The organism is Fluviicoccus keumensis, from assembly GCF_004217445.1.
Lineage (GTDB): Bacteria > Pseudomonadota > Gammaproteobacteria > Pseudomonadales > Moraxellaceae > Fluviicoccus > Fluviicoccus keumensis.
On sequence record NZ_SHKX01000013.1, the window covers coordinates 304,100 to 328,573 of the forward strand.

General features: G+C 64.1%; 24 protein-coding genes. 7 read left to right on the plus strand and 17 right to left on the minus strand.

Annotation, left to right across the window (positions count from 1 at the left end; all coding sequences use genetic code 11):
* Positions 1 to 134: 134 nt before the first annotated feature.
* The gene (locus tag EV700_RS12240) at positions 135 to 866 is read left to right on the plus strand and encodes an amidohydrolase family protein (protein ID WP_242610267.1); all 732 of its coding nucleotides are present in this window, start codon (positions 135 to 137) and stop codon (positions 864 to 866) included.
* On the opposite strand, the gene EV700_RS12245 is transcribed toward EV700_RS12240, so the two are convergent.
* Positions 863 to 1,762 carry a LysR family transcriptional regulator gene (locus tag EV700_RS12245; protein WP_207224662.1) on the minus strand — a complete coding sequence of 300 codons (900 nt, stop codon included), beginning with the start codon at positions 1,760 to 1,762 and terminating at the stop codon, positions 863 to 865. The two genes, EV700_RS12240 and EV700_RS12245, sit on opposite strands and share 4 nt — an antisense overlap.
* A gap of 122 nt (positions 1,763 to 1,884) precedes the next feature.
* On the opposite strand from EV700_RS12245, the gene metE reads away from it, so the two are divergent.
* Positions 1,885 to 4,176, plus strand: coding sequence for a 5-methyltetrahydropteroyltriglutamate--homocysteine S-methyltransferase (gene metE / locus EV700_RS12250; RefSeq protein WP_130414167.1), 2,292 nt, complete (start codon positions 1,885 to 1,887; stop codon positions 4,174 to 4,176).
* A gap of 54 nt (positions 4,177 to 4,230) precedes the next feature.
* On the opposite strand, the gene EV700_RS12255 is transcribed toward metE, so the two are convergent.
* Positions 4,231 to 4,548 (minus strand): YnfA family protein, encoded by a 318-nt coding sequence (locus EV700_RS12255; protein WP_130414169.1) that lies wholly within the window; start codon positions 4,546 to 4,548, stop codon positions 4,231 to 4,233.
* A gap of 153 nt (positions 4,549 to 4,701) precedes the next feature.
* Between EV700_RS12255 and EV700_RS12260 the strand changes: the two genes are divergently transcribed.
* The 5 genes from EV700_RS12260 to EV700_RS12285 all read left to right on the plus strand — a co-directional run bounded on the left by EV700_RS12260 (position 4,702) and on the right by EV700_RS12285 (position 9,603).
* Positions 4,702 to 4,980 carry a type II toxin-antitoxin system RelE/ParE family toxin gene (locus EV700_RS12260; RefSeq protein WP_130414171.1) on the plus strand — a complete coding sequence of 93 codons (279 nt, stop codon included), beginning with the start codon at positions 4,702 to 4,704 and terminating at the stop codon, positions 4,978 to 4,980.
* Between the two features lie 21 nt (positions 4,981 to 5,001).
* Positions 5,002 to 5,310: a HigA family addiction module antitoxin gene (locus tag EV700_RS12265; RefSeq protein ID WP_130414173.1), complete on the plus strand. Its 309-nt coding sequence runs from the start codon at positions 5,002 to 5,004 to the stop codon at positions 5,308 to 5,310.
* 47 nt (positions 5,311 to 5,357) lie between these two features.
* A complete protein-coding gene (locus tag EV700_RS12270; RefSeq protein ID WP_130414175.1) occupies positions 5,358 to 5,927 on the plus strand; it encodes a suppressor of fused domain protein in 570 nt (189 codons plus the stop codon).
* Positions 5,928 to 6,262: 335 nt separating this feature from the next.
* Positions 6,263 to 8,194 carry a GMC family oxidoreductase N-terminal domain-containing protein gene (locus tag EV700_RS12275; RefSeq protein ID WP_130414177.1) on the plus strand — a complete coding sequence of 644 codons (1,932 nt, stop codon included), beginning with the start codon at positions 6,263 to 6,265 and terminating at the stop codon, positions 8,192 to 8,194.
* Entirely contained in the window at positions 8,191 to 9,603 is a 1,413-nt protein-coding gene (locus EV700_RS12285; protein ID WP_207224663.1) for a hypothetical protein, read from the plus strand. Before EV700_RS12275 ends, EV700_RS12285 begins: the two co-directional genes overlap by 4 nt.
* Before the next feature lie 125 nt (positions 9,604 to 9,728).
* On the opposite strand, the gene EV700_RS12290 is transcribed toward EV700_RS12285, so the two are convergent.
* From EV700_RS12290 to EV700_RS12360, 15 genes are all read right to left on the minus strand, one after another.
* Entirely contained in the window at positions 9,729 to 11,276 is a 1,548-nt protein-coding gene (locus tag EV700_RS12290) for a nitrite reductase (protein WP_207224664.1), read from the minus strand.
* A 56-nt stretch (positions 11,277 to 11,332) separates the two neighbouring features.
* Positions 11,333 to 12,505: a heme d1 biosynthesis radical SAM protein NirJ gene (gene nirJ, locus EV700_RS12295; RefSeq protein ID WP_130414179.1), complete on the minus strand. Its 1,173-nt coding sequence runs from the start codon at positions 12,503 to 12,505 to the stop codon at positions 11,333 to 11,335.
* Between the two features lie 5 nt (positions 12,506 to 12,510).
* A complete protein-coding gene (gene ahbB / locus EV700_RS12300) occupies positions 12,511 to 12,999 on the minus strand; it encodes a siroheme decarboxylase subunit beta (RefSeq protein WP_130414181.1) in 489 nt (162 codons plus the stop codon).
* Between the two features lies 1 nt (position 13,000).
* Positions 13,001 to 13,465 carry an Lrp/AsnC family transcriptional regulator gene (locus tag EV700_RS12305; RefSeq protein ID WP_130414183.1) on the minus strand — a complete coding sequence of 155 codons (465 nt, stop codon included), beginning with the start codon at positions 13,463 to 13,465 and terminating at the stop codon, positions 13,001 to 13,003.
* Positions 13,462 to 14,487: a siroheme decarboxylase subunit beta gene (gene ahbB, locus EV700_RS12310; RefSeq protein ID WP_207224665.1), complete on the minus strand. Its 1,026-nt coding sequence runs from the start codon at positions 14,485 to 14,487 to the stop codon at positions 13,462 to 13,464. The genes EV700_RS12305 and ahbB (EV700_RS12310) overlap by 4 nt, the downstream gene beginning before the upstream one ends.
* 10 nt (positions 14,488 to 14,497) lie before the next feature.
* Complete coding sequence (locus tag EV700_RS12315) at positions 14,498 to 15,718, minus strand: cytochrome D1 domain-containing protein (protein ID WP_278044913.1); 1,221 nt, start codon at positions 15,716 to 15,718, stop codon at positions 14,498 to 14,500.
* A 20-nt stretch (positions 15,719 to 15,738) separates the two neighbouring features.
* Positions 15,739 to 16,062: a c-type cytochrome gene (locus EV700_RS12320; protein WP_130414185.1), complete on the minus strand. Its 324-nt coding sequence runs from the start codon at positions 16,060 to 16,062 to the stop codon at positions 15,739 to 15,741.
* A gap of 23 nt (positions 16,063 to 16,085) precedes the next feature.
* Positions 16,086 to 16,403, minus strand: a complete 318-nt coding sequence (locus EV700_RS12325) for a c-type cytochrome (protein WP_130414187.1) — start codon at positions 16,401 to 16,403, stop codon at positions 16,086 to 16,088.
* Between the two features lie 15 nt (positions 16,404 to 16,418).
* On the minus strand, positions 16,419 to 18,179 hold the full coding sequence (locus tag EV700_RS12330; protein ID WP_130414189.1) for a nitrite reductase: 1,761 nt from the start codon (positions 18,177 to 18,179) through the stop codon (positions 16,419 to 16,421).
* 273 nt (positions 18,180 to 18,452) lie between these two features.
* On the minus strand, positions 18,453 to 20,294 hold the full coding sequence (locus EV700_RS12335; protein WP_130414191.1) for a nitric oxide reductase activation protein NorD: 1,842 nt from the start codon (positions 20,292 to 20,294) through the stop codon (positions 18,453 to 18,455).
* A gap of 3 nt (positions 20,295 to 20,297) precedes the next feature.
* A complete protein-coding gene (locus EV700_RS12340) occupies positions 20,298 to 21,308 on the minus strand; it encodes a 4Fe-4S binding protein (RefSeq protein ID WP_130414193.1) in 1,011 nt (336 codons plus the stop codon).
* On the minus strand, positions 21,298 to 21,681 hold the full coding sequence (locus EV700_RS12345) for a hypothetical protein (protein ID WP_130414195.1): 384 nt from the start codon (positions 21,679 to 21,681) through the stop codon (positions 21,298 to 21,300). Before EV700_RS12345 ends, EV700_RS12340 begins: the two co-directional genes overlap by 11 nt.
* Before the next feature lie 4 nt (positions 21,682 to 21,685).
* Positions 21,686 to 22,480, minus strand: coding sequence for a CbbQ/NirQ/NorQ/GpvN family protein (locus tag EV700_RS12350; protein WP_130414197.1), 795 nt, complete (start codon positions 22,478 to 22,480; stop codon positions 21,686 to 21,688).
* A gap of 135 nt (positions 22,481 to 22,615) precedes the next feature.
* Positions 22,616 to 23,989 (minus strand): cbb3-type cytochrome c oxidase subunit I, encoded by a 1,374-nt coding sequence (locus tag EV700_RS12355; protein WP_130414199.1) that lies wholly within the window; start codon positions 23,987 to 23,989, stop codon positions 22,616 to 22,618.
* 16 nt (positions 23,990 to 24,005) lie between these two features.
* Positions 24,006 to 24,431 carry a c-type cytochrome gene (locus EV700_RS12360; protein WP_130414201.1) on the minus strand — a complete coding sequence of 142 codons (426 nt, stop codon included), beginning with the start codon at positions 24,429 to 24,431 and terminating at the stop codon, positions 24,006 to 24,008.
* Positions 24,432 to 24,474 lie beyond the last annotated feature (43 nt).

Here is a 24,474-nt window from a genome sequence, read left to right on the forward strand (position 1 = left end):
GCATGACCACATTTTTGACATGGGTAATGCCGCTTCCGGTTGACGGGAAGGATAGTAGGTTCTTTTTTGGAACTATGTCAACGGGGGGAGGGAAAGTTGGCCCGGGCGGAATGGTTTTGGGGTGTTCGCTGGTGATGGAAACAGGAGTGCGTCTGGCCGCCAACAACGGCTACCTGCCCGCCCCCTTCACCTGCCGCGACTATCTCCACCGGATGCAGGCCTACCGTCTGACCGGCGGCGCGATAGTCTCCGGCTCCTTCCAGGCCTTCGGCCAAAGCTACCTGCTGGCGGCGTTGACAGAACTCGGGCCGGGATTTGTCGGCGTCACGCAAATTCCCGCCTCGACGACGGATGACGAAATCCTGGCGCTGGACCGCGCCGGCATCCGCGCCATGCGCTTCAACCTGAAACGCGGCGGCTCGGAAGACATCCGGCATCTGGACCGGCTGGCGCGGCGCGTGCATGAACTGGCCGGCTGGCATGTGGAGCTGTATGCGGACTCGCGGGAACTGGCCCCGATCTACCCGCTGCTGCGTGCCTTGCCCGCCCTCAGCATTGATCATCTCGGGCTTTCCGGGGAAGGCTTCCCCACCCTGCTGCGGCTGGCGGAACATGGCGCACGGGTGAAGGCCACCGGTTTCAGCCGTGTCGGTTTCGACGTGGCACAAGCCCTGAAAGACCTGTATCACGCCAACCCGGAAGCGCTGATGTTCGGCACCGACCTGCCGTCCACGCGTGCGCCAAAACCCTATGAAGACGCGGATTTCGGGCTGGTTATCGAGACGCTGGGGCTAAAGGGCGCCGAGCAGGTGTTTTATGCCAATGCCGCGAAATTTTACCGGCTGTCACCCGAAACCCTGCGCTAAGAAAACTGCCTGTCGCGATGGCGGCGCGCCTGTTCCACGAACGCCTGCAGATACTCACTGCCGGCATCCGCCTCGCGCATACCCAAAAAGATCTGCTTATCCACCCCGGCCTCTCCCAAACGAACCGGGCGGATGTCCAGCTTGTCGGCGTATTCCGCGACCAGCCAGCGCGGCAACGCGGCAACGCCGCGCCCGCTGACCACCATCTGCAGCATGATATCGGTGGTTTCAATCGGCTTGTGGCGCTTCGGACTGATGCCCGCCGGCGTCAGGAAGCGGGTATAGATGTCCAGGCGGTCCGGAGACACCGGATAGGTGATCATGGTTTCTTCCGCCAACTGCTCGGGCCGTACAAAAGCGGCATTACGCAAGCCATGTCCTGGCCCTACCACCAGCACCTGCTCGTAATCGAACACCGGCTCGAAATGCAGCCCGGCGCGGTACAGCGGGTCCGGCGTCACCAACAGGTCAATCTCGTGGCCGAACAGCGCTCCGATGCCGCCGAACTGGAACTTCTGTTTCACATCCACATCCACGTCGGGCCAAGCGCCCAGATACGGCGCGACCACCTTCAGCAACCACTGGTAGCAAGGATGGCATTCCATGCCGATACGAAGGGTGCCGCGTTCGCCGCGCGCAAACTGGCGCAGGCGCGTTTCCGCGTCCTCGAACTGCGGTGCCAGGCGGTTCGCCAGGGCCAGCAGGTACTCCCCGGCCTGGGTCGGGCGCAGGCCGCGCCCCTCGCGATGCCATATCGCCACGCCCAGTTGCTCTTCCAGCTTGCGCATGGCGTGGCTGAGCGCGGACTGGGTGAGGTGCAAGCGTGCGGCGGCGGCAGTCAGTGTGCCTTCTCGCGCCACTTGGCGAAGGATTTCCAGATGAACACGTTCGAGCACGGCTATATCCCCAACTCAAAATCATGAATTTTATTAATCGAAAGCTGAAATAATACCATTATATTTCATTGATTCGACCTACTAGCATGGCGGCATGTTCAACCCAACAGGCAGCTGCAATCATGGTCCTTACGCATAATCTCGGTTTTCCCCGCATCGGCGGGGCGCGCGAGCTCAAGTTCGCCCTGGAGTCCTACTGGAAAGGTCAATCCTCCCGCGACGAACTACTGGCGGTCGGCATCGCCTTGCGCCGTCGTCACTGGCAGGATCAGGCCGTGCTTGACCTGACGCCCGTCGGCGATTTTTCCTTTTACGACCAGGTTCTGGACATGAGCGAGACGCTGGGCAACCTGCCGGAGCGGGTGCACGGCTTTCACGGCGATGCTCTCGACAATTACTTCCGGGTAGCGCGCGGCCGCTCGGCACAATCCGCCGAGGGGCACGCGTCCTGTTGCGGCGGTGTGGCGGCCGGAGAAATGACCAAGTGGTTCGACACCAACTATCACTACATCGTGCCCGAATTCACAACCGATACCACCTTTGTGCTGGACGCCACGCGCCTGCTGGCGCAGTTGGCGGAAGCAAGGGCGCTGGGCGTAAACGCCAAACCGGTCCTGATCGGACCGGTAACCTATCTGGCTATCGGCAAGGCCAAGGATGACTCCAATCGTCTGGCGCTGCTGCCGCGCCTGCTGCCGGTATACGGGCAGCTTCTGAAAATCCTGGCCGATCAGGGCGTGGAATGGGTGCAGATTGACGAACCGATCCTGGTCACCGAGCTGGCGCCGGAGTGGCAGCAGGCTTTCGAGCAGGCGTACCACCACCTCAAGAATTGCCGGGTCAAGCTGCTGCTGGCGACTTACTTCGGTCAGCTGCTGGAAAACCGGCATCTTGCCACGCACCTTCCGGTGGCCGGACTGCATATTGATGTGACCGGCGGCCGGGAAGACCTGACGCTGCTGCTCGACCTGCTGCCGGAACACAAGGTGCTGTCGCTGGGCGTGATCAGCGGCCGCAACATCTGGAAGACCGATCTGAACGGCGTGCTCGACTGGCTGGAACCTGTGGCGAAGCGATTGGGTGAACGGTTGTGGATTGCGCCATCGTGCTCGCTGCTGCATGTCCCGGTGGATCTGGACCGAGAAGACGCCATGGAGGCGGACGTTAAATCCTGGCTGTCTTTCGCCCGGCAAAAGATGGAGGAACTGGCAGTACTGGCGCAAGCCCTGAACAACGGCAGGGCTTCGGTACAGTCCGCACTGGAAGCCAACCGGGCGGCCATTGACGCCCGTTACCAGTCGCCGCGCGTCAACAACCCGGCGGTCAAAGCGGCCGTAGCCGCCATCACCCCCGAGCTGGGCCACCGTCACAGCGCCTACGCCCGGCGTATTGAAAAGCAGGCCGCCTGGCTGAAGCTACCCGCTTATCCCACCACCACCATCGGTTCCTTCCCGCAGACAACGGAAATCCGTCAGGCGCGCAGCGACTACAAGGCCGGGCGGCTGGATGAAGCCGGTTACCGCGCCGCCATGCAGGCCGAAATCACTCGCTGTGTCCGGGAGCAGGAAGCGCTGGATCTGGACGTACTGGTGCATGGCGAGGCAGAGCGCAACGATATGGTCGAATACTTCGGCGAACAACTGGACGGCTATGCCTTCAGCCGGTTCGGCTGGGTGCAATCCTACGGCTCACGCTGCGTGAAGCCGCCCATCCTGTTCGGCGATATCTGCCGCCCGCAACCGATGACCGTGACTTGGACACAATACGCCCAGTCACAAACCCAACGGCCAATGAAGGGCATGCTGACCGGTCCGGTGACGATCCTGAACTGGTCCTTTGTGCGCGACGATCAGCCGCGCTCGGTCTCCTGCTACCAGTTGGCGCTGGCCATCCGCGAAGAAGTGCTTGATCTGGAAAAAGCCGGAGTGCGGGTCATCCAGATCGACGAGGCCGCCTTGCGCGAAGGCCTGCCCTTACGCAAATCGCAATGGCGGACTTATCTGGACTGGGCTGTGGAATCCTTTCGCTTGGCGGCCAATGGCGTGGCGGATGAGACGCAGATTCATACCCATATGTGCTATTCCGAGTTCAACGACATCATCGCCTCCATTGCCGAAATGGATGCCGATGTCATCACCATCGAAACCTCACGGTCGGACATGGAGCTACTGGATGCATTCGACGCGTTCAGCTATCCGAATCAGATCGGACCTGGCGTGTATGACATACACTCCCCCAATATCCCGACGCAGCAACATATGGAGCAACTGATGCGGAAGGCTGCCGAACGCATTCCCGCTGAACGGTTGTGGGTTAACCCGGATTGCGGCCTGAAGACCCGGCAGTGGGCGGAGGTGATTCCGGCGCTGAAACGGATGGTCGCGGCGGCGAAGGCGTTGAGGCAAGGCGCCTGAGGCGCTGTAGCAACGGGACTGCCCCCCTGCCGCCAGGCGGCGCTTTATGGACGATTAACGCGGCTGGAACGCAATGATCGCCATGCCCGCCAAGGCCACCGCCACGCCGGTCACATCCCAGGCATTCGGCTTGATACCATCCACGCCCCACAGCCACACAATGGCAACCGCGATATAAACCCCGCCGTAAGCCGCATACACGCGCCCGGCGGCGGCCTCGTGCAGGGTCAGCAGCCACGCAAACAACGCCAGACTTAGCGCAGCGGGCAACAGCAACCAGACCGGCTTGCCGCCCTTCAGCCACAACCAGGGCAGGTAACAACCGATGATTTCCGCCAGCGCGGTGGCGACATACAGCAGGAAGGTTTTCATGGAGGGGGAGGCTCGGTTGGGACAGGACATAGCATAATTGGTATCGGCCGCTAATGAATCCGCCTACCATAGATGCTTACCCGCCTTGGTAACGAATGTCACCAGAGATTGAAATTTATCTAATATCGATATACGATAAATCAAGGAAGATCCATGATCAAAAGCTTCAAGTGCAGGGACACTCAGCTCCTCTTTGAAACCGGTGAAACGCATCGCTGGTCATCCTGCCAGAGCGTCGCGGAACGCAAGCTGGCCATGCTGGACGCCGCCCAGTCGCTGGCTTTCCTGCGTTCACCGCCCGGCAACCGCCTGGAAGCGCTGAGAGGGGATCGCGCCGGACAGCACAGCATCCGCATCAACGACCAATGGCGTTTATGCTTCGTCTGGACAGCGGATGGCCCGGAGCATGTTGAAATCGTGGACTACCACTAAGAGACTTCTGGAGAGATCGCCATGTATCAAAACGGCATGCGCCCCGTTCATCCCGGCGAAGTACTCCGCGAGGAGTACATGAAGCCCCTGAACCTGAGCGCCAACGCACTGGCCAACGCCCTCGGCGTCACAGCGGCCCGCATTAACGAGATCGTCCGTGAACGACGCGGCATCACCGGCGACACCGCACTGCGGCTGGCCCGTTACTTCGGCACGGATGCGATCAGCTGGCTCAACCTGCAAAGCGCGTATGAGCTGCGGGTGGCGGAGTTGGAGGCCGGGGAGAGGATTGCGGAGCAAGTGAGGCCCAGGGGGATGGAGGCGGCTTGAATTTACAATTCAGACGCCCCGACGTATACCGTATCTATGGAGTGAACATGCAAATACCAACACCCAATGCCCACAAAGAATGGGCAAAACACATGCGAGCACTCGTCGGTGGACATTGTAAAGTGACCACGTACCATGATGAGACTGAATCTCACCAAGCGTACATTTTTGAAAGCGAGACGCCAGAAGGCATAGTTGCAGCGACAGTTGGCCTCATGGAGTTTGATCAACGCACGCATCAAAATTTCTCAGTCAACACAGAAATTATCATGGACAAGCGCGGCTTTGACCCTCGGGTTTCTAGCGTTCTATCCGCCATCGCATTTTATGTCATGAAAAACGGATGGAAAGTTGCACCCGGTGTGGTCTTCGAAAGCATTGTTCAAATGTACTTCCCAGAGACGAAACTCCCCCACATCCTGTTTACATCACCTTATCAATGGAAGGGCATGTCCAAAGTTCAGTTATCCGATATCACGATATACCCATTACTAGCTATTCCTGTCTCCGAGGCAGAGAGCAACCTTGCGATGCTGAACAAAGGCATGGCGCTGGAGAATGTCTGGGCAGAAGAGTCTGTAGACGTATTGGATTGGAACCGTATAAGCTCCGTTTAACCTGAACGCCGTCCGCAGCCAACTGTCCGAGCCCCACACCCGCCAGCGAAGCCCTGAAATCGCAGCGGTCGTGCAGCGACCTCCCGGCGAGCGAGTTTTGGCGAAGGACACGGCTTGTGCCTACTTTTGGCCAAGACCAAAAGTAGGGCCCGCGGCAGGCGGATGCCCGACGTAACCACAACCCCCTCAAACCAGCCTTTTCGACCTATCCCGCCATTTACTTAACCTTCCACGCCAATTTGACGCCCATCATTTGCGCAACTTCACTAAGAGGAGTAATAAACCCATTCAAGTTGGTACTTTCGTACCAGATAGAACACCCCGAGGACCCTTGCATGGCCCAGGCTTTATCCGCATCACAGCACGCCACCGCTCTGGCGCTGGCGGAAGCCCTGTTCCCGGCCGGACGCCACACCGCCGCCATCAACCGCGAAGCCCTGGTCCGCGCCGTCGAAGAACAGGCCGACCGCCAGCCTTGGCTGCGTCGCGGCCTGCTGGCGGGCCTCGCCTGGCTGGACACCCGCTACCGCCTGCGCCACTTCCGCGCCTTCCCCAAGGCCAGCGTCAGCGAACGCCGCGCCTTCCTCGACACCATCGCTTCCCACCCCCTGGAAAGCCCGCTGCTGCGCGCCGCCACCCTGCCCTTCAAGCTGGCGTACCTGCTGGACGAAGAACGCCAGAGCGGCGCTGGCAGCCGCCTGAAACTGGACGCCCCGTCGCAGATCGAACGCTTCCGCTGGCAGTCGCAAGTCACCGACGCCGCCGACCTCCAGGAGGACCAGGTGCTGGATGCCGACGTGGTGGTGATCGGCACCGGCGCGGGCGGCGCGGCGGCGGCCTACGAACTGGCCTGTCGCGGCCTGGCGGTAGTGATGGTGGAGGAAGGCGCGTACCACGACCGCCGCGACTTCGACGGCGACCTGATGAAGGTGATCCCCACGCTGTACCGCCTGGGCGCCACCGTCGCCACCGGCAATGTGATGATCCCGGTGCCGGTGGGGCGCTCCGTGGGCGGCACCACCACCATCAACAGCGGCACCTGCCTGCGCACGCCACCGCGCACGCTGAAGCGCTGGCGCGAGGAATTCGGCCTGCACGCCCTGCGCGATGACGACATGGAGCTGTGGTTCGACCGCGTGGAAGAAATGCTGGCGGTGCAGGCTGCCGAGATGAAATACATCGGTCCCATCGGCGAGGTGATTGCCGAGGGCGCAGACAAACTGGGCCTTCACGGCCACCATCCCCTGCAACGCAACGCCAGCGGCTGCGACGGCCAGGGCCTGTGCCAGATGGGCTGCCCCACCGACGCCAAGCGCTCCACCAACGTCAGCTATGTACCGGCCGCGCTGAATCGCGGCGCGTTCCTCTACAACGGCTTCAAGGCGGAGAAACTGCGGCGGCAGGGCAACACCGTCACCGGCATCGAAGCGCGCGGCCGCAACCGCCACGGCATGACCGTGCGCCTGACCCTCCGTGCCCGCGAGGTGGTGGTGGCCATGGGCACCTTCTTCACCCCTCTGTTCCTGCAGGCCAACGGCGTCGCCAACCCCAACCTGGGCCGTAACCTCAGCCTGCATCCGGCCGGTGTCGTCAACGCCTGGTTTCCCGACCGTGACTTCCGCAACTCGCAAACCATCTCGCAGGGCTACGGGCTGGACGACCTCGCCGACGACGGCCTGATGTTCGAGGGCGGCACCATTCCCTTCGCCGGGCACGGCCTCACCGCCAATGTATACGGCGATGACTTCGTGCAACATGCCGAACGCTACCAGCAGACCGCCTACTTCGGCTTCATGCTGCAGGACACCAGTCGCGGCTGCGTCCGCGCCGGGCCGCATCCCGACTCGCCGATCATCCGCTACCACATGAACGACCTCGATTTCGCCCGCTTCCTGCGCGGCATCGAGACGCTGGCGAAGATCTATCTGGCAGCAGGCGCGAAGGAAGTGATCATCCCCGGCCCGCAGCGCCAAACGGTCATCCGCAGCGACGCCGAACTGTCCGCCTTCCTCTGCCGCGACCACAAACCCACCGATTTCCTGATGAGCGCCTACCACCCGCTGGGCACCGCGCGCATGGCCTCCACGATTGCTGACGGCGTCTGCGACAGCGACCTGCGCGTGTTCGGCTGGAACGGCCTGAGCGTCATGGACGGCAGCGTGGTACCTTCCAGCTTGGGCGCCAATCCCCAAGTCACCATCATGGCCCTGGCCGGGCGCGCCGCCGCCCGCCTTGCCGACCGTCTATTGCAGGAGAACGCCGCATGACCACCGCCCTCATCATCCGCGAAACCATGAGCGGCTGGCTGAAACTGGACGCCGACGGCCGCGAGCAGCCCTTCGCCTTCACCATCCGCGCCGTGGGCGAGAAGCTGTTCGCGCTGACGGCACCGCGCCCCTTCACCGGCACCGTGACGCTGGACGGCCGCGACTATCCCTGCGAAGGCGAGATGACCATCCGCCTGACCGGCCCACATTACTGGCTGGATTTCACCCATGACCAACTGGGGCCGCTGCGGGTGGAAGGCCAGAAGACCTACGGCAAGAATGGCCTGCTGCAATCGCTGATCACCTGCCCGCTGACGGTGTACCGCCACGGCGAACCCATCGGCACGGCGGAAGTCACCTACCGTGAGCCGATGCTGGCCTTCCCCTTCACCGCGCTGCGGCTGGAGCTGGTGGGGCCGGTGTTCCCGGCGGGCAGCATTCCCTATTACGGCAACCAGTACGGCGGCCAGGGCGGCCACTACGAAAGCTGGTTCCTGCGCGCCAACCACCCCGACCGGCCGCTGGCCTTCTGGGTGCGCTACACCCAGTTTATCCCCGCCGACAAGCGCGCCGCGCTGGGCGAGGTCTGGGGCATCTGGTTTGACGGCGAGAAGAACACGGTGACGGCGGTCAAGCAGGAATTCCCGCTGGCCGACTGCCTGTTCCGCCATGACACCCGCGAGGTGAGGCTGCCGGTGGCGACGCTGGCCGGACAGCATCTGGAAGGCACGGCCGCGCACAACGGCCACACGCTGGACTGGAACCTCGACTTCGAGGGCGACGCCCCGCCGCTGCTGTTCCTGCCGGAAAACCTCTATGCCGGACCCTTCCCCAAGGCCAAATCGGTGATCAGCCGGCCGCTGCTGCATTTCCACGGCCAGTTCACGGTGGACGGCGAAACCCATGTGATTGACGACTGGCACGGCAGTGAAAGCCACAACTGGGGCAGCAAGCACACCGACCAGTACGCCTGGGGCCAGGTGGCCGGTTTCGACGACGCCCCCGACGCCTTCCTGGAATGCGCCACCGCGCGGGTGAAAGTGGGGCCGCTGCAAACGCCGTGGATGACGCTGCTGACGCTGCGGCTGGACGGCAAGGAATACCGTTTCAACAGCATCCGTCAATCAGTGAAGGCGGACGGAAAATACGAATTCTTTGACTGGACGCTGGAAACCGGGGATAAACAGACGCGGGTGCAAGTGCATATCCACGCCCCGGTCTCGCACTTCACGGCGCTGACCTATTTCAACCCGCCCAAGGGCAGCAAGACCTGCCTGAACAGCAAGATTGCCCGGTGTACGGTGAAGGTGACGGAAGGAGGACGGGTGCGGGAGTTGCACAGCGCCAATGGAGCAGCGTTCGAGATTCTGACGGATCGGAAGGATCATGGGGTGGCTCTGGCGGTTTGATGTCGGCGTAGGGGCGCACTGCGTGCGCCCTTCTCCGCCGGACAGGCTGTCTGTGCCGAGAGAAACCGTCGTGTTCGTTAGCGAGGGCGCACGCAGTGCGCCCCTACTTGATTATGGGGTGGCGATCAGTGACTCGTCCCCCGATCCCTCGTCGTCTTGTTCCACACATTGTATTTCCCCACCGGTTTCACCATCGGCAGGCGCTTCACTTCCTTGAAAGTGGCGGCGTCATAGACCACGATCGCGCCGTCCTTCTCCGACAGGCTCACCAGCGCATACTTGCCGTCGCGGGTGAATTCCACATGCGCGCTGGTCTTGCCCGGCGCGGGCGTGACGCTGCCCACCACCTTCAGCGTCGTCTTGTCGATGATCTGCAGGGTGTCGCGGAACTTCGGGTCCATCATCGAATCCACCCACATATAGGGCGTCTTGTCATGGCTGCGCAGGAAGAAACCGGTGCCGTTGACCGGGATGTCAGCCACCTTCTTCCAGTCCTGCATGTCGATCACCGTCACCTTCGCCGCCTTGAGGTCGGTGGTGGCCATGACCGGATGGCCCTGATAATCAAAGGTGATGCCGGAACCCAGATGCGGCATGCCGCCCAGATCGAGGTCGGCGATCTTGCGGCGCACGCGCAGGTCGATCACTTCCGCCTTGCCGTCACGCGACGCGCCCAGCACGCGGTTGTACGACGGGTCGAAATAGAAATCGTCGAGTGTGGTGTCGAGCACCGTCACGCGCGGGGTGAACGGGCCGGGCGCGGCGACGCCCTCGCCCATCTTGTAGTCATGCACATAGCCCTTGTAGATAGGCTCGGCCTTGGGGTCGTAACTGATTTCCCAGATCTGCGGCACATCCTTCAGCGCCACCACGAAACTCTGGCGCGGCGCGGCGTCATAGACGGCGGACACCCGCGACAGCGTTCCCGCCTCGTCCTTGACGTCATAGACCCGTTTCAGCGCCAGATCCTTGGCGTCCAGCAGCACCAGCGTCTTCGGCAGGTAGTTGCCCACCATCACCCACTTGCCGTCGCTGGACACCGCCAGGTTACGGGTGTTGATGCCGGCGCGCACTTCCGCCACCACCGTCAGGTTCCACAGGTCGTACTTGGTGATCCAGCCATCGCGGGAGGCGAAGTAGACGAAGCGGCCGTCCGCCGTGAACTTGGGGCCGCCGTGCAGCGCGTAGCGGCTGGCGAAACGGTGGATTGGCTCCAGCTTGTCGCCGTCCAGCACCGAGACATGGTGATCCCCGGCTTCCACCACCACGAACAGGTTTTTCGGGTCAGCGCTGAACACCGGCTTGGCGGGCAGTTTCAGGGCATCGGCGTTGACCACGCGGGAGGCGGTGATGTCCTGGTCCGTCCACAGCGGCGGCTTGGCCGGTGGCGTGTAGATGAAGTCCACCAGCGCGTTGATGTCGGCTTCGGACAGCTGGTCGGCGAAGGCTGGCATCTGCGTGGCGACGCGGCCGTCGCGGATGGTCGCGGCGGCGTCCTTGCGTTTCAGGCGTTCGAGGTTTTCCGGCAACAGCGCCGGACCCATCATGCCGAAGCGGTCGTCGCTGTGGCAGGCGGCGCAGTGGGTCTGGTAGAGGGCGGAGGCGTCGGGGGCGGGTGGCGTGGCCACGGGCGCAGTGACGGGGGTCGGATCGGAGGCCCAGGCCGTTGTCATGGCTGGAAACAGGGAGATTGCGGCGAGATAAGGGATTTTGAGCGTCATTTTCTGCATCACGCCACCTCCACCACCTGAATCCCCTGCCCCGCCAACCCGATCTCCTCATCCGACAGATAGCACGCCGGATCTTCCGCCCAGACATCGCCCGTGGTCTGCATCGCCCGCACACGGGTGTTGCAGTTGCAGATCGCCAGATGCTGGCACGACCCGCAACGCCCGGTCACCGGGCGCGGGTGCTGCTTCAGCCCGGCCATCACCGGGTCGGAGACATCCTTCCAGATTTCCGAGAACGGCCGCTGCCGCACATTGCCCAGCGGGTAGTGCCACCACATGGTGTCGGGATGGACGGTGCCGGTGTTGTCGATGTTGGAAATGTTGACGCCGGAGGCGTTGCCGCCCCACTGCACCAGCTTGCCGCGAATGTGTTCCGCCTTGTCGGGGAAATGCCGTTCCACCCATTGCAGCAGGTAGGGGCCGTCGGCGTCGTTGTTGCCGGTGACGAATTCCTTGGGCGTGCCGCGCTGCACCATCTCCCAGCAACGTTCAATCAGCAGGTCCATCGCCTCGCGGGTCTGGCGGTGCACGGTGTCGTGCTTGCGGTTGCGGTGGCCGCGCCCGGCGTAATTCAGGTGCGAGAAGTAGAACTTGTCGACGTCCTCGCGCTCCAGCAAGTCCAGCATCTGCGGCAATTCGCGGTTGTTGTCCTGGGTCATGGTGAAGCGCAGGCCGACCTTGATGCCGCGTTCGTGGCAGAGGCGGATGCCGCGCATCGAGGCGTCAAAGGCACCTTCCTTACGGCGGAACTTGTCATGCGTGGCGCCGATGCCATCAAGGCTGACGCCGACGTAATCAAATCCGGCGGCGGCGATGGCGTCGATATTGCTCTCGTCAATCAGCGTGCCGTTGCTGGACAGGCCGATGTAGAACCCCAGCGCCTTGGCGCGGGCGGCGATGTCGAAGATGTCCGGACGCAGCAGCGGTTCGCCGCCGGAGAGGATCAATGCCGGCACGCGGAACTGCTTGAGGTCGTCCATCACCGTGAAGATTTCCGGGGTGGTCAACTCGTTGGGGAAGTCGATGTCGGCGGAGATCGAATAGCAATGCTTGCAGGTGAGGTTGCAGCGGCGGATCAGGTTCCAGATCACCACCGGGCCGGGCGGGTTGCGCCGCGGGCCGACCGGGGTAGGCGTGATCAGTTCCTGCAAAAACTGGGTCATCCGGAACATGATGGTTACTCGCTGATTCTGAGGCCGGTTTTCTTGAGGATGCGCGTGCTCCACAGCACGTCGCGGGCGCGGCAGGCGTCACCCAGCACGGCGGCAATGGCGGCGACCTGCGCGTCGGTGTCGGCGCGGTCGCGGCCGTGCACCATGGCGAAGAGGTTGTAGGGCCAGTCCGGCAGATGGCGCGGCCGACGATAACAATGGCTGACAAATCCCAGCGCCGCCACTTGCTCGCCGAGGGCATCGACGCGGTCGTCGGCCACGTCCCAGACGGTCATGCCGTTGTGGATATAGCCCAGCTTGTAATGGTTGGGCACGGCGGCGATGCGGCGCAGCACGCCGTTGCCGTCCCAGCGGCGGAAACGGGCCAGGATGTCGTCTTGGGTCGTGCCCAGTTGTTCGGCCAGCGCCTTGAAGGGTTCGGACACCAGCGGCAGGCCGGTCTGGGTGGCGCGCATCAGCGCGCGGTCGAGGTCGTCCAGCGGGGCGGCGGTCATCTCAGGCCTCGAAATACAGTTGCACCCGGAACTCGCGTTCCTTGGGCATGTCGCGCACCGGCAGGCCGGTGGCGGCCTCGATGCGGCGCAGGGTGTCGGCGCATTGCTCCGGCGTGGCGGTGGCGACCACGAACCACATGTTCAGCGTATGCGTGCGCTGGTAGTTGTGCGCCACTTCGGGAAAAGCATTGACGATGGCGGCCACTTCGTCAAAACGCTCCGGCGGCACGGCGATGGCGGCCAGCGTGAAGCGACCACCCGCGCGTTCGATCTGGAACATCGGGCCGAAACGGGAGAGGATGCCGGTGTCGAGCAGGTGTTGCAGGCGGGCCAGCAGCTCGGCTTCGCTCAGGCCGAGTTCGTCGGCGACGGCGGCATAGGGTTGCGGCACGATCGGCAGGCCGCGCTGCAGGCGGTTGATCAGGCGGCGGTCAGTGGGGTCGAGGAGGGTTTCGGCGGAGGTCATGCCGCGCTCCTTGCCGCCACCGCCGGCGCCGCATACCACGCCCCGCGCTGCTTGTACCGCTGTTCCCCGATCAACACATCGCGCCGGAACTCCATCAATCCCAGCCGTTCCACCAACCCTTCCACCATGCCCAGCACCCCGTCCCGGTCCTTGCCGTGCACCATGCAGAACAGGTTATACGGCCAGGCTTCACCGCGACGCGGGCGCTCGTAGCACAACCGCACTTCCGGCGCGGCGGCCAGCTTCGCGGCTACTTCGTCCAACTGCTCGGGCGGAATGTCGAAGACGCACATGGCGTTGGCGCGATAGCCCAGCTCGCGATGCCGCACCACCGCGCCGTAACGCTTGACGATGCCCTCGTCCCGCCAGCGCGCCAGCGTGGCGATGACTTCGGCCTCGCTGCCGCCCCAGTCGCGGGCCAGCGCCGCAAACGGCGTTTCCACCAGCGGCAGGCCGTCCTGGATCAGGGCCACCAAGGCCCACTCGCGCGGGGTCAGCGTGTGGCGGCGCTCGGCGCGGGCGACGCCGCACAAGGGCTTGTGGGCGTTGTCGTCCATGCCGAAACCCAGGTCGATGTAGTAGGCGTTGACCAGCGGCAGGTCGAGCAGCGGCAACTCCGGCCAGGCGGCGCGGATGGCGGCCAGCGTCGCCTGCACATCGGCCTCGTCGCGGCCGGTGACGACAAACCAGAGGTTGTAAGCGTGGCTGCGGCGGTAGTTGTGGTTCACCTGCGGCAGCGCGTTGATCCAGTCAATGACGGCGGGCAGGTCAGCCTCCGGCACGGCCAGCGCCGCCAGCGTGCTGGCGCCGATGCCGTGGGCGGCAAACACCGGCCCCAGCCGCGACAGCGAACCGTTGTCACGCGCTTGCCGGAACAGCGCCAGCACGCCGCTTTCCGTCCAGTCACCGCCGGGTTCCACGGCCAGTTGCCGGGCCAGTTCCGCGAAGGGGTGCGACACCAGCGGCAGATCGCGCTGGCTGCGGTCGAGTAACAGGCGGAGCGGGTCGAGGGCGCTGTTCATGATCGTGCTCCTAGAGCCCGATGCGCGCGGCGCGCCAGGTGAAGAAGATGCCGCTGGGCGAGTCAGCGGGCAGGGTCGTCTTGCGGACGAAGGTCTGCGTGTCGTAGACCTCGACGCGGTTTTCGTCACGGCAGGACAGCCAGACCTCCTCACCGCGCGGCGCGAATTCGAAGTGCAGCACGCCCTTGCAAGGCTTCATCGTCTGCACCACCGCCAGCGTCGGCACGTCGATCACCTGCACGGTGTCGTTGTTGGGGAAGGCGAAGTTGACCCAGACGCGGCGACCGTCCGGCGAGACCATGGCGAACACCGGCTGCCCGGCCACCGGCACCTGCGTCACTTCCTTCCACGTTTGCGTGTCGGCGACCACGACGCTGTTATGGCCGATGGCGGGGAAGAAGGCGCGGCCGTCGCTGACCGCCCAGCCGCGCAGGTGCGGCATCTTGTAGACCGGCAGCGGGTCGGCGCCGCGGCCGTAACCGTTGAGGATGCGGCGCACGCCCTGCTCCGGCTTCCACAGGTCCAGCAACGCCAGGCCGTCCTCGCCGTACAGTCCGGCGATGTAATAGCGGCCGTTCATGCTGCCCAAACCGTCGTAGGGCTGCTTGCCGATGTTGGGGTATTGGGTGACTTTCGGCGCGCGCGGGTCGGACGCGTCCATTACCCAGATCGCGCCCGCCTCAAACAGCGAGAAGGCGAAACGGTTGCCCGGCAGGTCGGCCAGACCCACCACCTTGGAGGCGGTGCCGGTGGCTTCATCCTTGGTCGAGACTTCGGAGAGCAGTTCCAGCGTGTCGGCGTCAAACAGCTTCACGCCGCCCGGCTCGTAGTTCTGCGCGGCAACGATGCGGCCGTCGGTGGAGATCGCGCCGCCGATGGAGTTCCCGGCCTGGATGACACGTTTCACGATGACGCGGGTGAGCAGGTCGATCTTGGTCAAACCGCCGTCACGACCGAAGACATAGGCGTAACGGCCGTCGCGCGAGAACACGGCGGCGGCGTGGGACAGGTCACCCAAGCCTGTCACCCGGCCCAGCGCACTGTCGCCGGAATGCTCGACGATTTGCACGCTGCCGGTGGCGCGTTCGATGATCAGGCCGAGATCACCCGTGCCACGCAACACCGACGGGGGAGGAACCGGTGTTGCGGGAGCGGAAGCCGGCGGGACAGCCGGGGTGGCGGCACAACCGGCCAGCAGCACGACGGCCATCGTCAGAAATTTATGGTGCAAGCGAGTCTCGGACATAAGGTTCACTTGCCTGGCGCGGGCAGGCCGCGCTTCAGTTGCGAGACGAGCCAGCGGGCTTCGTCCTCGGACAAAAACGGCCGCCAGGGTGGCATCGGAGTGCCGGGGCGGCCGTCGAGAATGGTGTGGAGAAGCCCGGCGTCATCCTTGTCGCGCAGGGCTTCGGGGGTCAGGGGCAGGCCGAGGCCGCCCTTCAGGGTCATGCCGTGGCAAGCGCCGCAGTCGTCACGCAACAGGTGCAGCAACTGCTGTTGCCGGGCCGGGACGGGGTCGGCCGAAACCGTCCCCGCCGCCAGCAACACCATCAGACCTACCGCCCACTGGCGCATGCCCTGCCCCTTTTGCCGTCAGCTTACTTCTGGGACAACACCCACTTGACCAGGGTTTCCGCTTCTTCGTGCGTTACCTTGTTGGCAGGCATGGGGATGGGACCCCAGACACCGCCGCCGCCCTTCATGACCTTGTCGATCAGCTTGGCTTCGGCCGTCTTGTCACCGGCGTACTTCTTGGCCACGTCCTTGTAGGCCGGGCCCATCAGCTTCTTGTCGACAGCGTGGCAGGCCAGGCAGCTCTTGGAGGCGGCCAGCGCGGCGGCGTCGGCGGCCAGCGCCGGAGCGGACAGCACCGGCAGGGCCAGGGCGAGCGATGCGGCGATCAGAATGGTTTTCATGGTGTCACTCCTCAATCAATACACGTCATGCTGGGTGTTGTGGACGTTGAACTTGCCGGTCGGGGTGATCAGGCGCGGGTCCTTGATCACGGCTTTCAGCTTGCGGGTCTTGTCATCCACCACCACGATGGCGGATTCCTTGTCTTTCGCGCTCCACACCGAGAACCAGACTTCATCGCCCTTGGCGTTGTATTCCGGTTGCACCACGCGCTTCGCGCCATCACCCAGATTCGCCCATTGGGCAATCGGCAGCACTTCCGGCTTCAGCGGGCTTTCCTTCTTGCCGTCCATCTTGTTGATGTCATACACCGCGATCGACTGGCTGGTGGCCGCGTCCGGATTCAGCGTGGTGTCCACCCACAGGTTGTGCGACTTGGGATGGGTCTTGATGAACAGCGAACCGCCGCCCTGACCGGTCAGTTTCTGCACCATCTTCCAGGCATTCGCCTTGTGGCCCGCGGGGTCGGTGCCGATCAGCGCGATCGAGTCATCGCCCAGGTGACCGGTGGACCACACCGGACCGAAGACCGGATGCACGAAGTTGGCGCCGCGACCCGGATGGGGAATCGCACCGACATCCACCAGTTTCGCCAGCTTGTCGGTCTTGGAGTCGACGACGGCGATCTTGTTCGACTTGTTGGCGGCCACCAGGAAGTAGCGCTTGGTGGAGTCCCAGCCGCCGTCATGCAGGAAGCGGGCGGCATCGATGGTGGTGGTCTTCAGGTTGGTCAGGTCGGAGTAATCGACCATCATGATCTTGCCGGTTTCCTTGACGTTGATGATCCACTCCGGCCTGAACTCGCTGGCCACAATCGAGGCGACGCGCGGTTCCGGGTGGTATTCCTGCGGATCGACGGTCATGCCGCGGGTGGAGACGATCTTCAGCGGCTCCAGGGTTTCACCCTTCATCACCACGAATTGCGGTGGCCAGTAGGAACCGGCCACGGCCAGCTTGTCCTCGAAACCCTTGTACTTGGACGTGTCCACCGAACGCGCTTCCAGGCCGATCTTGATTTCGGCGACGTTATCCGGCTTTTCCATCCACAGGTCGATCAGGTTGATGCGGGCGTCGCGGCCGATCACGTACAGGTAGCGGCCCGACTTCGACAAGCGCGAGATGTGCACGGCGTAGCCGGTCTTGATGATGTTGACGATCTTCTTGGTATCGCCGTCAATCAGCGCAATCTGTCCGGCGTCGCGCAGCGTCACCGAGAACAGGTTGTCGATGTTGATCTTGTTCATCTTTTTCTTCGGACGCTTGTCCGCCGGGATCAGCACCTTCCAGGTATTCTTCATGTCGGCCATGCTGAATTCGGGCGGTTGCGGCGGCTCCTGCTGGATGTAGCGCGCCATCAGGTCAACCTGGGCGTCGGTCAGCTCGCCGCTGGTGCCCCAGTTCGGCATGCCGGCGGGCGAGCCGTAGGTGATGAAGGCTTTCAGGTAGTCAGTGCCCTTCTCCAGCGTGATGTCCGGGGTCAGCGGCTTGCCGGTGGCGCCCTTGCGCAGCACGCCGTGGCAACCGGCGCAGCGTTCGAAGAAGATCTGCTTGCCCTGCTGGAACTCCGCTTCGGTCATCGACGGAGCCTTGGGGTTGATGTTCTGGTGCATGGGCACGTCGGCCAGCGGCGAGGGCGCGCCCTCATAATTGGCGGCGGCGGCGGAGCCGTGGGCGGCCTTGGCGTCGGCGGCGGCCTCATCGGCGGCAAAGGCGGTCTGGATGGCGAATGGCAGGGCTGCCACGGCGAGTCCGGCCAGAAGTTTGCGTGTGGTTTTCATCGGGATCCCTCATTGCTGACTAGCGAATCGAACTGCCCGGCCCCATGCCGGGCAACTCGGTCCCGGCGTCACGGCAAGCATCAGCCCGCATCGTCGGGGTTCGTTATTTCATTACGGGCCGTATGGCCTTTCTTATAAGCATTTATAAACCCGTACCCCCGCCCGACACTTGATTAATATCAATTCCGCTCAAGAAACAGGCCTCCTCCGTGGAGGGGGAGCTACCTAGCCGAATGGCGGGGTAACCCTCAAGGAAATCCACAACTTATTGTTTTAGAAGCGTTTAGTCATTTGCACGTACAGACGCGGCAACAATCGCGGCAGCTCGTTGGCATCTTTCACCACCACGCAGCCCTGCGCGCCGAACAGGTGCGGCAGGTAATCCGCCGCATCACGGTCGACGGTGACGCAGAACACCGTCAGCCCGGCCTCGCGGGCGGCGCGCACAGCGTGGCGGGTGTCCTCGATGCCGTAACGGCCCTCGTAGTGGTCGACGTCGTTGGGCTTGCCGTCGGTCAACACCAGCAGCAGGCGGCGCTCGGCCGGTTGTTCCTTGAGGATGGCGGTGCTGTGGCGGATGGCCGCGCCCATGCGGGTGTAGAAACCGGGCTTGATGGCGGCGATGCGGCCGCGCACGGTGGCGTCGTAGCGTTCGGAGAAATCCTTCAGCAGCTGGAAGCGCACATGCTGGCGCTTCACCGAGGAAAAGCCGTACAGGCCGAAACTGTCGCGGGTGGCGGACATGGCCTCGGCGAACAGGAACAGGCTGTCGCGGATGACGTCGATGACGCGGCGCTGCCCTACCCAGGTATCGGTGGACAGCGACAGGTCGGCCAGCAGCAGGCAGGCCAGCGAACGGTTGGCGGGAACGCGCTCGCGCCACAGACCCGGCTCGGCCACCGTCCCGGCCAGGCGATCGGCGGCGAAACGCAGGCAGGCGTCCAGATCCAGCTCCTCGCCTTGCAGCGAACTGCCGCGCCAGGCGGGCAGCGGCGCCAACGCCTCGAACTGGCGGCGCAACGAGGCGGCGGGCGCGCGCAATTCCGGCGGCAGCGCGGCCAAGGGTTCGGCCTTGGGCAGCAGCGGTTCCAGGCGGCAGTAATCCGGCAGCAGCTGCTGCTTGCGCCAGTCCCATTCCGGCAAGGGAATGCCCGGTCCCAGCGGCGTGTCGTCGATGTCGGCGGCGGGCAGATCGAGGTCAAAACGGACGCGGCTCTTGCCGGACTTGCCGTCGCGGGCGACGGACAGCTTGTCCATGTCCTTGGCGCGCATCAGGGCGTTGTCGCCGTCCTCGTCGTCCTCGGTGGGACGGTTGACGCGCACGTATTCGCTCCAGGTGAAGATGCTCTCGGCGCGGAACAGCAGCAGCATGCCGTTCTCCGTCTTCGGCATGTCGACGCGCTCGGCGGCGAAACGGCGGCGGTTGTCATCGTCCTCGCGCGGGCCGTCGCCGCCGGTCTCGCGCTCACCGGGCGGCGTCCCGGCGGCTTCACGCACCACCGGCGGCCTGTCCGGCCGCAGCCACAGCGGCACCGGCCAGTGCGGGCGCTTCGTCGCCGGGCGCGGCACGTTGCATTCGGGATGTTGAAGTTGTTCGCGCACGGCGCGCTCCAGCGCGGCCTCATCGGGCGGCAGCGACGCCGACGGCGTGCGCAGCGTCAGGCAAGCATCGACCAACCGGCGATAACGGCCTTGCCAGCCCGGCAGGGCGTCCAGCACGGCGCGGGTAGCGCGGACATTCCGTATCCAGCCATCAGGTTCGTCATCGCCGACGCTGAAGGCGGCCAGCGTCGCCAGCCACAAATACAGTTCGCGGTTCAGTTCCGGCTCGGCGAAGGTGTCGACGGTGTCGGGCAGGTAGAGCGCCTCGGCGTCCTGCCAGGCCAGATCGACCCGTTCGCCGGTGCCCGCCAGCCGTTCCAGCCAGCGCCGCCGCGCGCCGTGCGCCGCCGCCGAGCCGGACTTCAGCGCCACCCCGGCATCGCCGCCCACCGCCCGGAAATAGGGCCCCACCACCTCGCGCATCGATTCCAGGGTCACCGCCGCCTCGGGGAAACCGCGATGGGCGGCGCGGCGCACCACCTTGTCCCAGATCCCGCCGATCCATTCTTCCATGGTTCAGTCCTCCCGCACCGGCGTCACGGGGATGCGGTTGCGCTCACCCTGCTTGGCCGTCCGTGTGTTGAAGGACGCCTCGTCGCCGGCGCGGTCTTCGTGCACCCAATGCAGCAGCGGGCCGTCGGGATTGTCCTTGTGCACATGGGCGCAGGCGTTCAGGCACTGCCCGCATTGCACGCAGCTGAACATCATGCGCTTGACGTTGCGCGGCTTCAGCCGCATCGGGCAGGCGTTGTCGCATTCCGACTCGCACCCGGCGCATTCCGGGGCGCGGCCGCGTTCAAAACCCACCACCATCGCCTTGCGGTTGCCCATCCACGCCAGGCTCTGGAACAGCCCGGCGGCGCAGGCGAAACGGCAAAAGAGGTGTCGGGCGAACAGGAATTCCAGCGAGAACGCCAGGGTGCCCACCGTCAGGATGATCTGCTGGAAACGCGGCAACCCGCCGTGGAACAGCCCGTGCCAGATCGGCCACGGCGCCCAGACATAGCTCATGAAGCTGATCACCCACAGGAAGGCGAAGCCCACCGCCAGCGGCAGCACCGCCAGCCACCAGATCGCGTCGCGTTCGGTGACCGTGCCGTCGGGATTGCGCGCCGGTTGCGGCTGCTTCTCCCAGACGCTCTGGCGGCCGATGGCGCGGCGCATGGTCTGGTTGATGGTTTCCACCACCGAGAAATGCGGACACAGCCAGCCGCAATAGATGCGGCCGTAGCGCCACGAAATGTAGAGCACCGCCAGCACGCCCAGCACGATCGGCAGCGCGCCGCGCAGCAGCAGGTTCAGCGCCAGATGCGCGCCGGAAATGCGGTGGGCGGTGAAATCGTCGATGCCCAGCGTCCACGGCATGCCCAGCACGATGAAATGCCCGGCGTCGAGGTCGAAACGGAACAGGTTCAGCAAGGGCGCAAACACGAATATCAGGAAAAAACCGGCCTGCGTCAGGCGGCGCAGGCGCTGCACCTGCACCGTCGACGGTGGCGGCGCAAACGGCGGCTGGTCACGACTCATCTTTCACCCCCACCAGCGGAAAATGGAACGGCTGACCGGCCAGCGCCCGCACCAGCATCAGCACCCCGATCAGGACAAAGGCGGCATGCACCGTCACCGCGTAGAGAATCAGCACCACCCAGGTCGAAGCCTGGCCGAAACCGCCCAGCAGCAGGATCAGCAGCGTCACCCCCACCAGCATCGCCCCGGCCAGCAGGCTGCCGCGCACGGCGTTGGCCAGATGACCGCGATCCAGCAGCGAGGCGGACAGCCGGTTTCGCCACCACAGGACCAGCAGCGCGGCGAAGGCCAGCCCGGGCAGCAGCAACAGGTTCAGCAAATACAGCGCCGCCGCCTGCACCGCCAGCGGGGGAAGCTCGAACGGCTCGTTCATGGCCTTAGCCGAACTGGGCGCGAACCACTTCGCGCAGGGCGGACTGGACAGCAGGGTCATCACTCAGCGGCTCGACCAGCGCCGCCTCGCAGGCGGCGGCCAGCGGCAGCCCGCCCACCGCCAGCTTGGCGGCGTAGACCAGCAGCCGGGTGCTGACCGCTTCTTCCAGATCCTGCCGCGCCAGCAGGCGCAGGCGCTCGCCCAGCGCCACCAGCCGCTTGGCGGTGGCGGGGTCGACATCGCTTTCCGCGATCAGGATCTCGGTTTCCACCGACGGCGGCGGAAAGCCGAACTGCAGGGCCAGGAAACGCTGGCGCGTCGACGGCTTCAGGCTTTTCAGCGCGTTCTGGTAGCCGGGGTTGTACGACACCACCAGCATGAAGCCGGGCGGTGCTTCCAGCGTCTCGCCGGTGCGCTCGATGGGCAGGATGCGGCGGTCGTCGGTCAGCGGGTGCAGCACCACGGTGGTGTCCTTGCGCGCCTCGACGATCTCGTCCAGATAGCAGATGCCGCCGTCGCGCACGGCGCGGGTCAGCGGCCCGTCGCTCCAGCGCGTCTCGCCGCCGGTAATCAGGAAGCGCCCGACCAGATCGGCGGCGGACAGGTCGTCATGACAGGCGACCGTGGTCAGCGGCAGGCCCAGCCGCGCCGCCATGTGCGCCACGAAGCGGGTCTTGCCGCAACCGGTGGGGCCCTTGATCAGCAACGGCAAGTGATTCTTGTAGGCATGGGTGAACAGCTCGCACTCGTCACCGACGGCGCGGTAGTAGGGAATGGCGGGAGTGAAGGGCGTGTTCATGGGGGAATCCGGTATCTGCCTTGTCCGGCCGTAGGGGCGCACTGCGTGCGCCCACGTATACGGACAAGATGGGCTATCAGAATGTGTTCGGCGTAAAGGGCGCACGCAGTGCGCCCCTACGGATCACACGGGGGGTCACGCCGCCTTCGTTTCCCCTTTGATGAAGAAACTGGCGACATACAGCATGAAGCCGAGCAGGAACACGAGGCCGGTAATCTCGCGCAGCCAGTAGAACACCATCACCTGGTCCTGGGTGGCCATGAACGACATCGGGGTGCTGGAGTAGCGTTGCAGCCACACCTGCAGGATGCCCGCGCCGGTCAGGAACAGGGTGATGAACACCATGGCGATGGTCATCAGCCAGAACGACCACATTTCCACCACCTGCGCCTTGTTGCTGTTGGCCTCGCGGCCGCGCATCAGCGGCATGGTGTAGCTGATCATGGTCAGCACCACCATCGCATAGGCGCCGTAGAACGCCATGTGACCGTGGGCGGCGGTGATCTGCGTGCCGTGGGTGTAGTAGTTCACCGGCGCCAGGGTGTGCAGGAAGCCCCACACGCCCGCGCCCAGGAAGGCCATGACGCCGGTGCCCATCGCCCACAGGGTGGCAACCTTGTTGGGATGTTCACGCTTGCGGCGGTTCACCATGTTGAAGGCGAACACGGTCATCATGAAGAACGGAATCGGTTCCATGGCCGAGAACACCGAGCCCCAGACTTGCCAGTATTCCGGCGTACCGATCCAGAAGTAATGGTGGCCGGTGCCGATGATGCCGGTCATCAGGGTGAAGGCGATGATCACGTACAGCCACTTCTCGATCACTTCGCGGTCGACGCCGGTCACCTTGATCAGCACGAAGGCCAGCATCGCCCCGAGGATCAGTTCCCACACGCCTTCCACCCACAGGTGCACCACCCACCACCACCAGAACTTGTCCTTGACCAGGTTGTCCGGGTTGACGAACGAGAACAGGAAGAACAGCGCCAGCCCCCACAGGCCCATCAGCATGATCAGGCTGATGCTGGTCTTGCGGCCGCCCAGCATGGTCATGGTCAGGTTGAACAGGAAGCCAAGGCAGACGACGACGATGCCCACCTTGGTGATCAGCGGCTGCTCCAGGAACTCGCGTCCCATGGTCGCCAGCAGATCATTGCCGGTCAGGCGCGCCAGTTCGGCGTAAGGCACCAGCAGGTAGCCGAGAATGGTCAGCGCGCCCGCCACCAGGAAAACCCAGAACAGGATTTTCGCCAGCTTGGGGCTGTACAGCTCACGCTCGGATTCCTCCGGCACCAGGTAATAGCCCGCGCCCATGAAGCCGAACAGGATCCACACGATCAGCAGATTGGTGTGCACCATGCGGGCGACGTTGAAGGGAATGGCGGGAAACAGGAAATCGCCGATCACATACTGCAGGCCCATGATCAGGCCGAACAGGATCTGGCCCGCGAACAGGCCGATGGCGGCGGTAAAGTAGAGTTTGCTGACGGCTTGCGACGGATATTTCATAAGGGTTCTCCTTGCCTCAGCCTTCAATGTTGGGCGGCCAGTGATTGGTGTTGATCCCGTTCGTGTACTTCAGGAATTCCACGAGATCATCCAGCTGCTGGTCGGTGAAGTTGAACTGGGGCATCTGACGGCGACCGGGAACATGCGTCGGCTGCGCCTTGATCCAGGCCTTGATGAAATCCGGACCGCGCCGCGCATAGACATTGCCCAGTTCCGGCGCAAAGTACGCGCCCTCGCCCAGCAAGGTATGGCAGCCGATGCAGTCGTGGGTTTCCCAGATACGCTTGCCGCGAATGGCCGAATCCGTCAGGCCTTCCCGGTTATCCCGTTTGGGCAGGACCTGATGCGTGTCGAACGCGAGTCCGAGAAAAAGCAGGAAGCAAAAAACCGCGCCTCCGTAGAAGATGTTGCGAGCCATGGCTTTGGTAAATCCGCTGCTCATAGGTCCTCCTGGGTGTTTGCCGGCCGGAACGGCCACTCTTGAT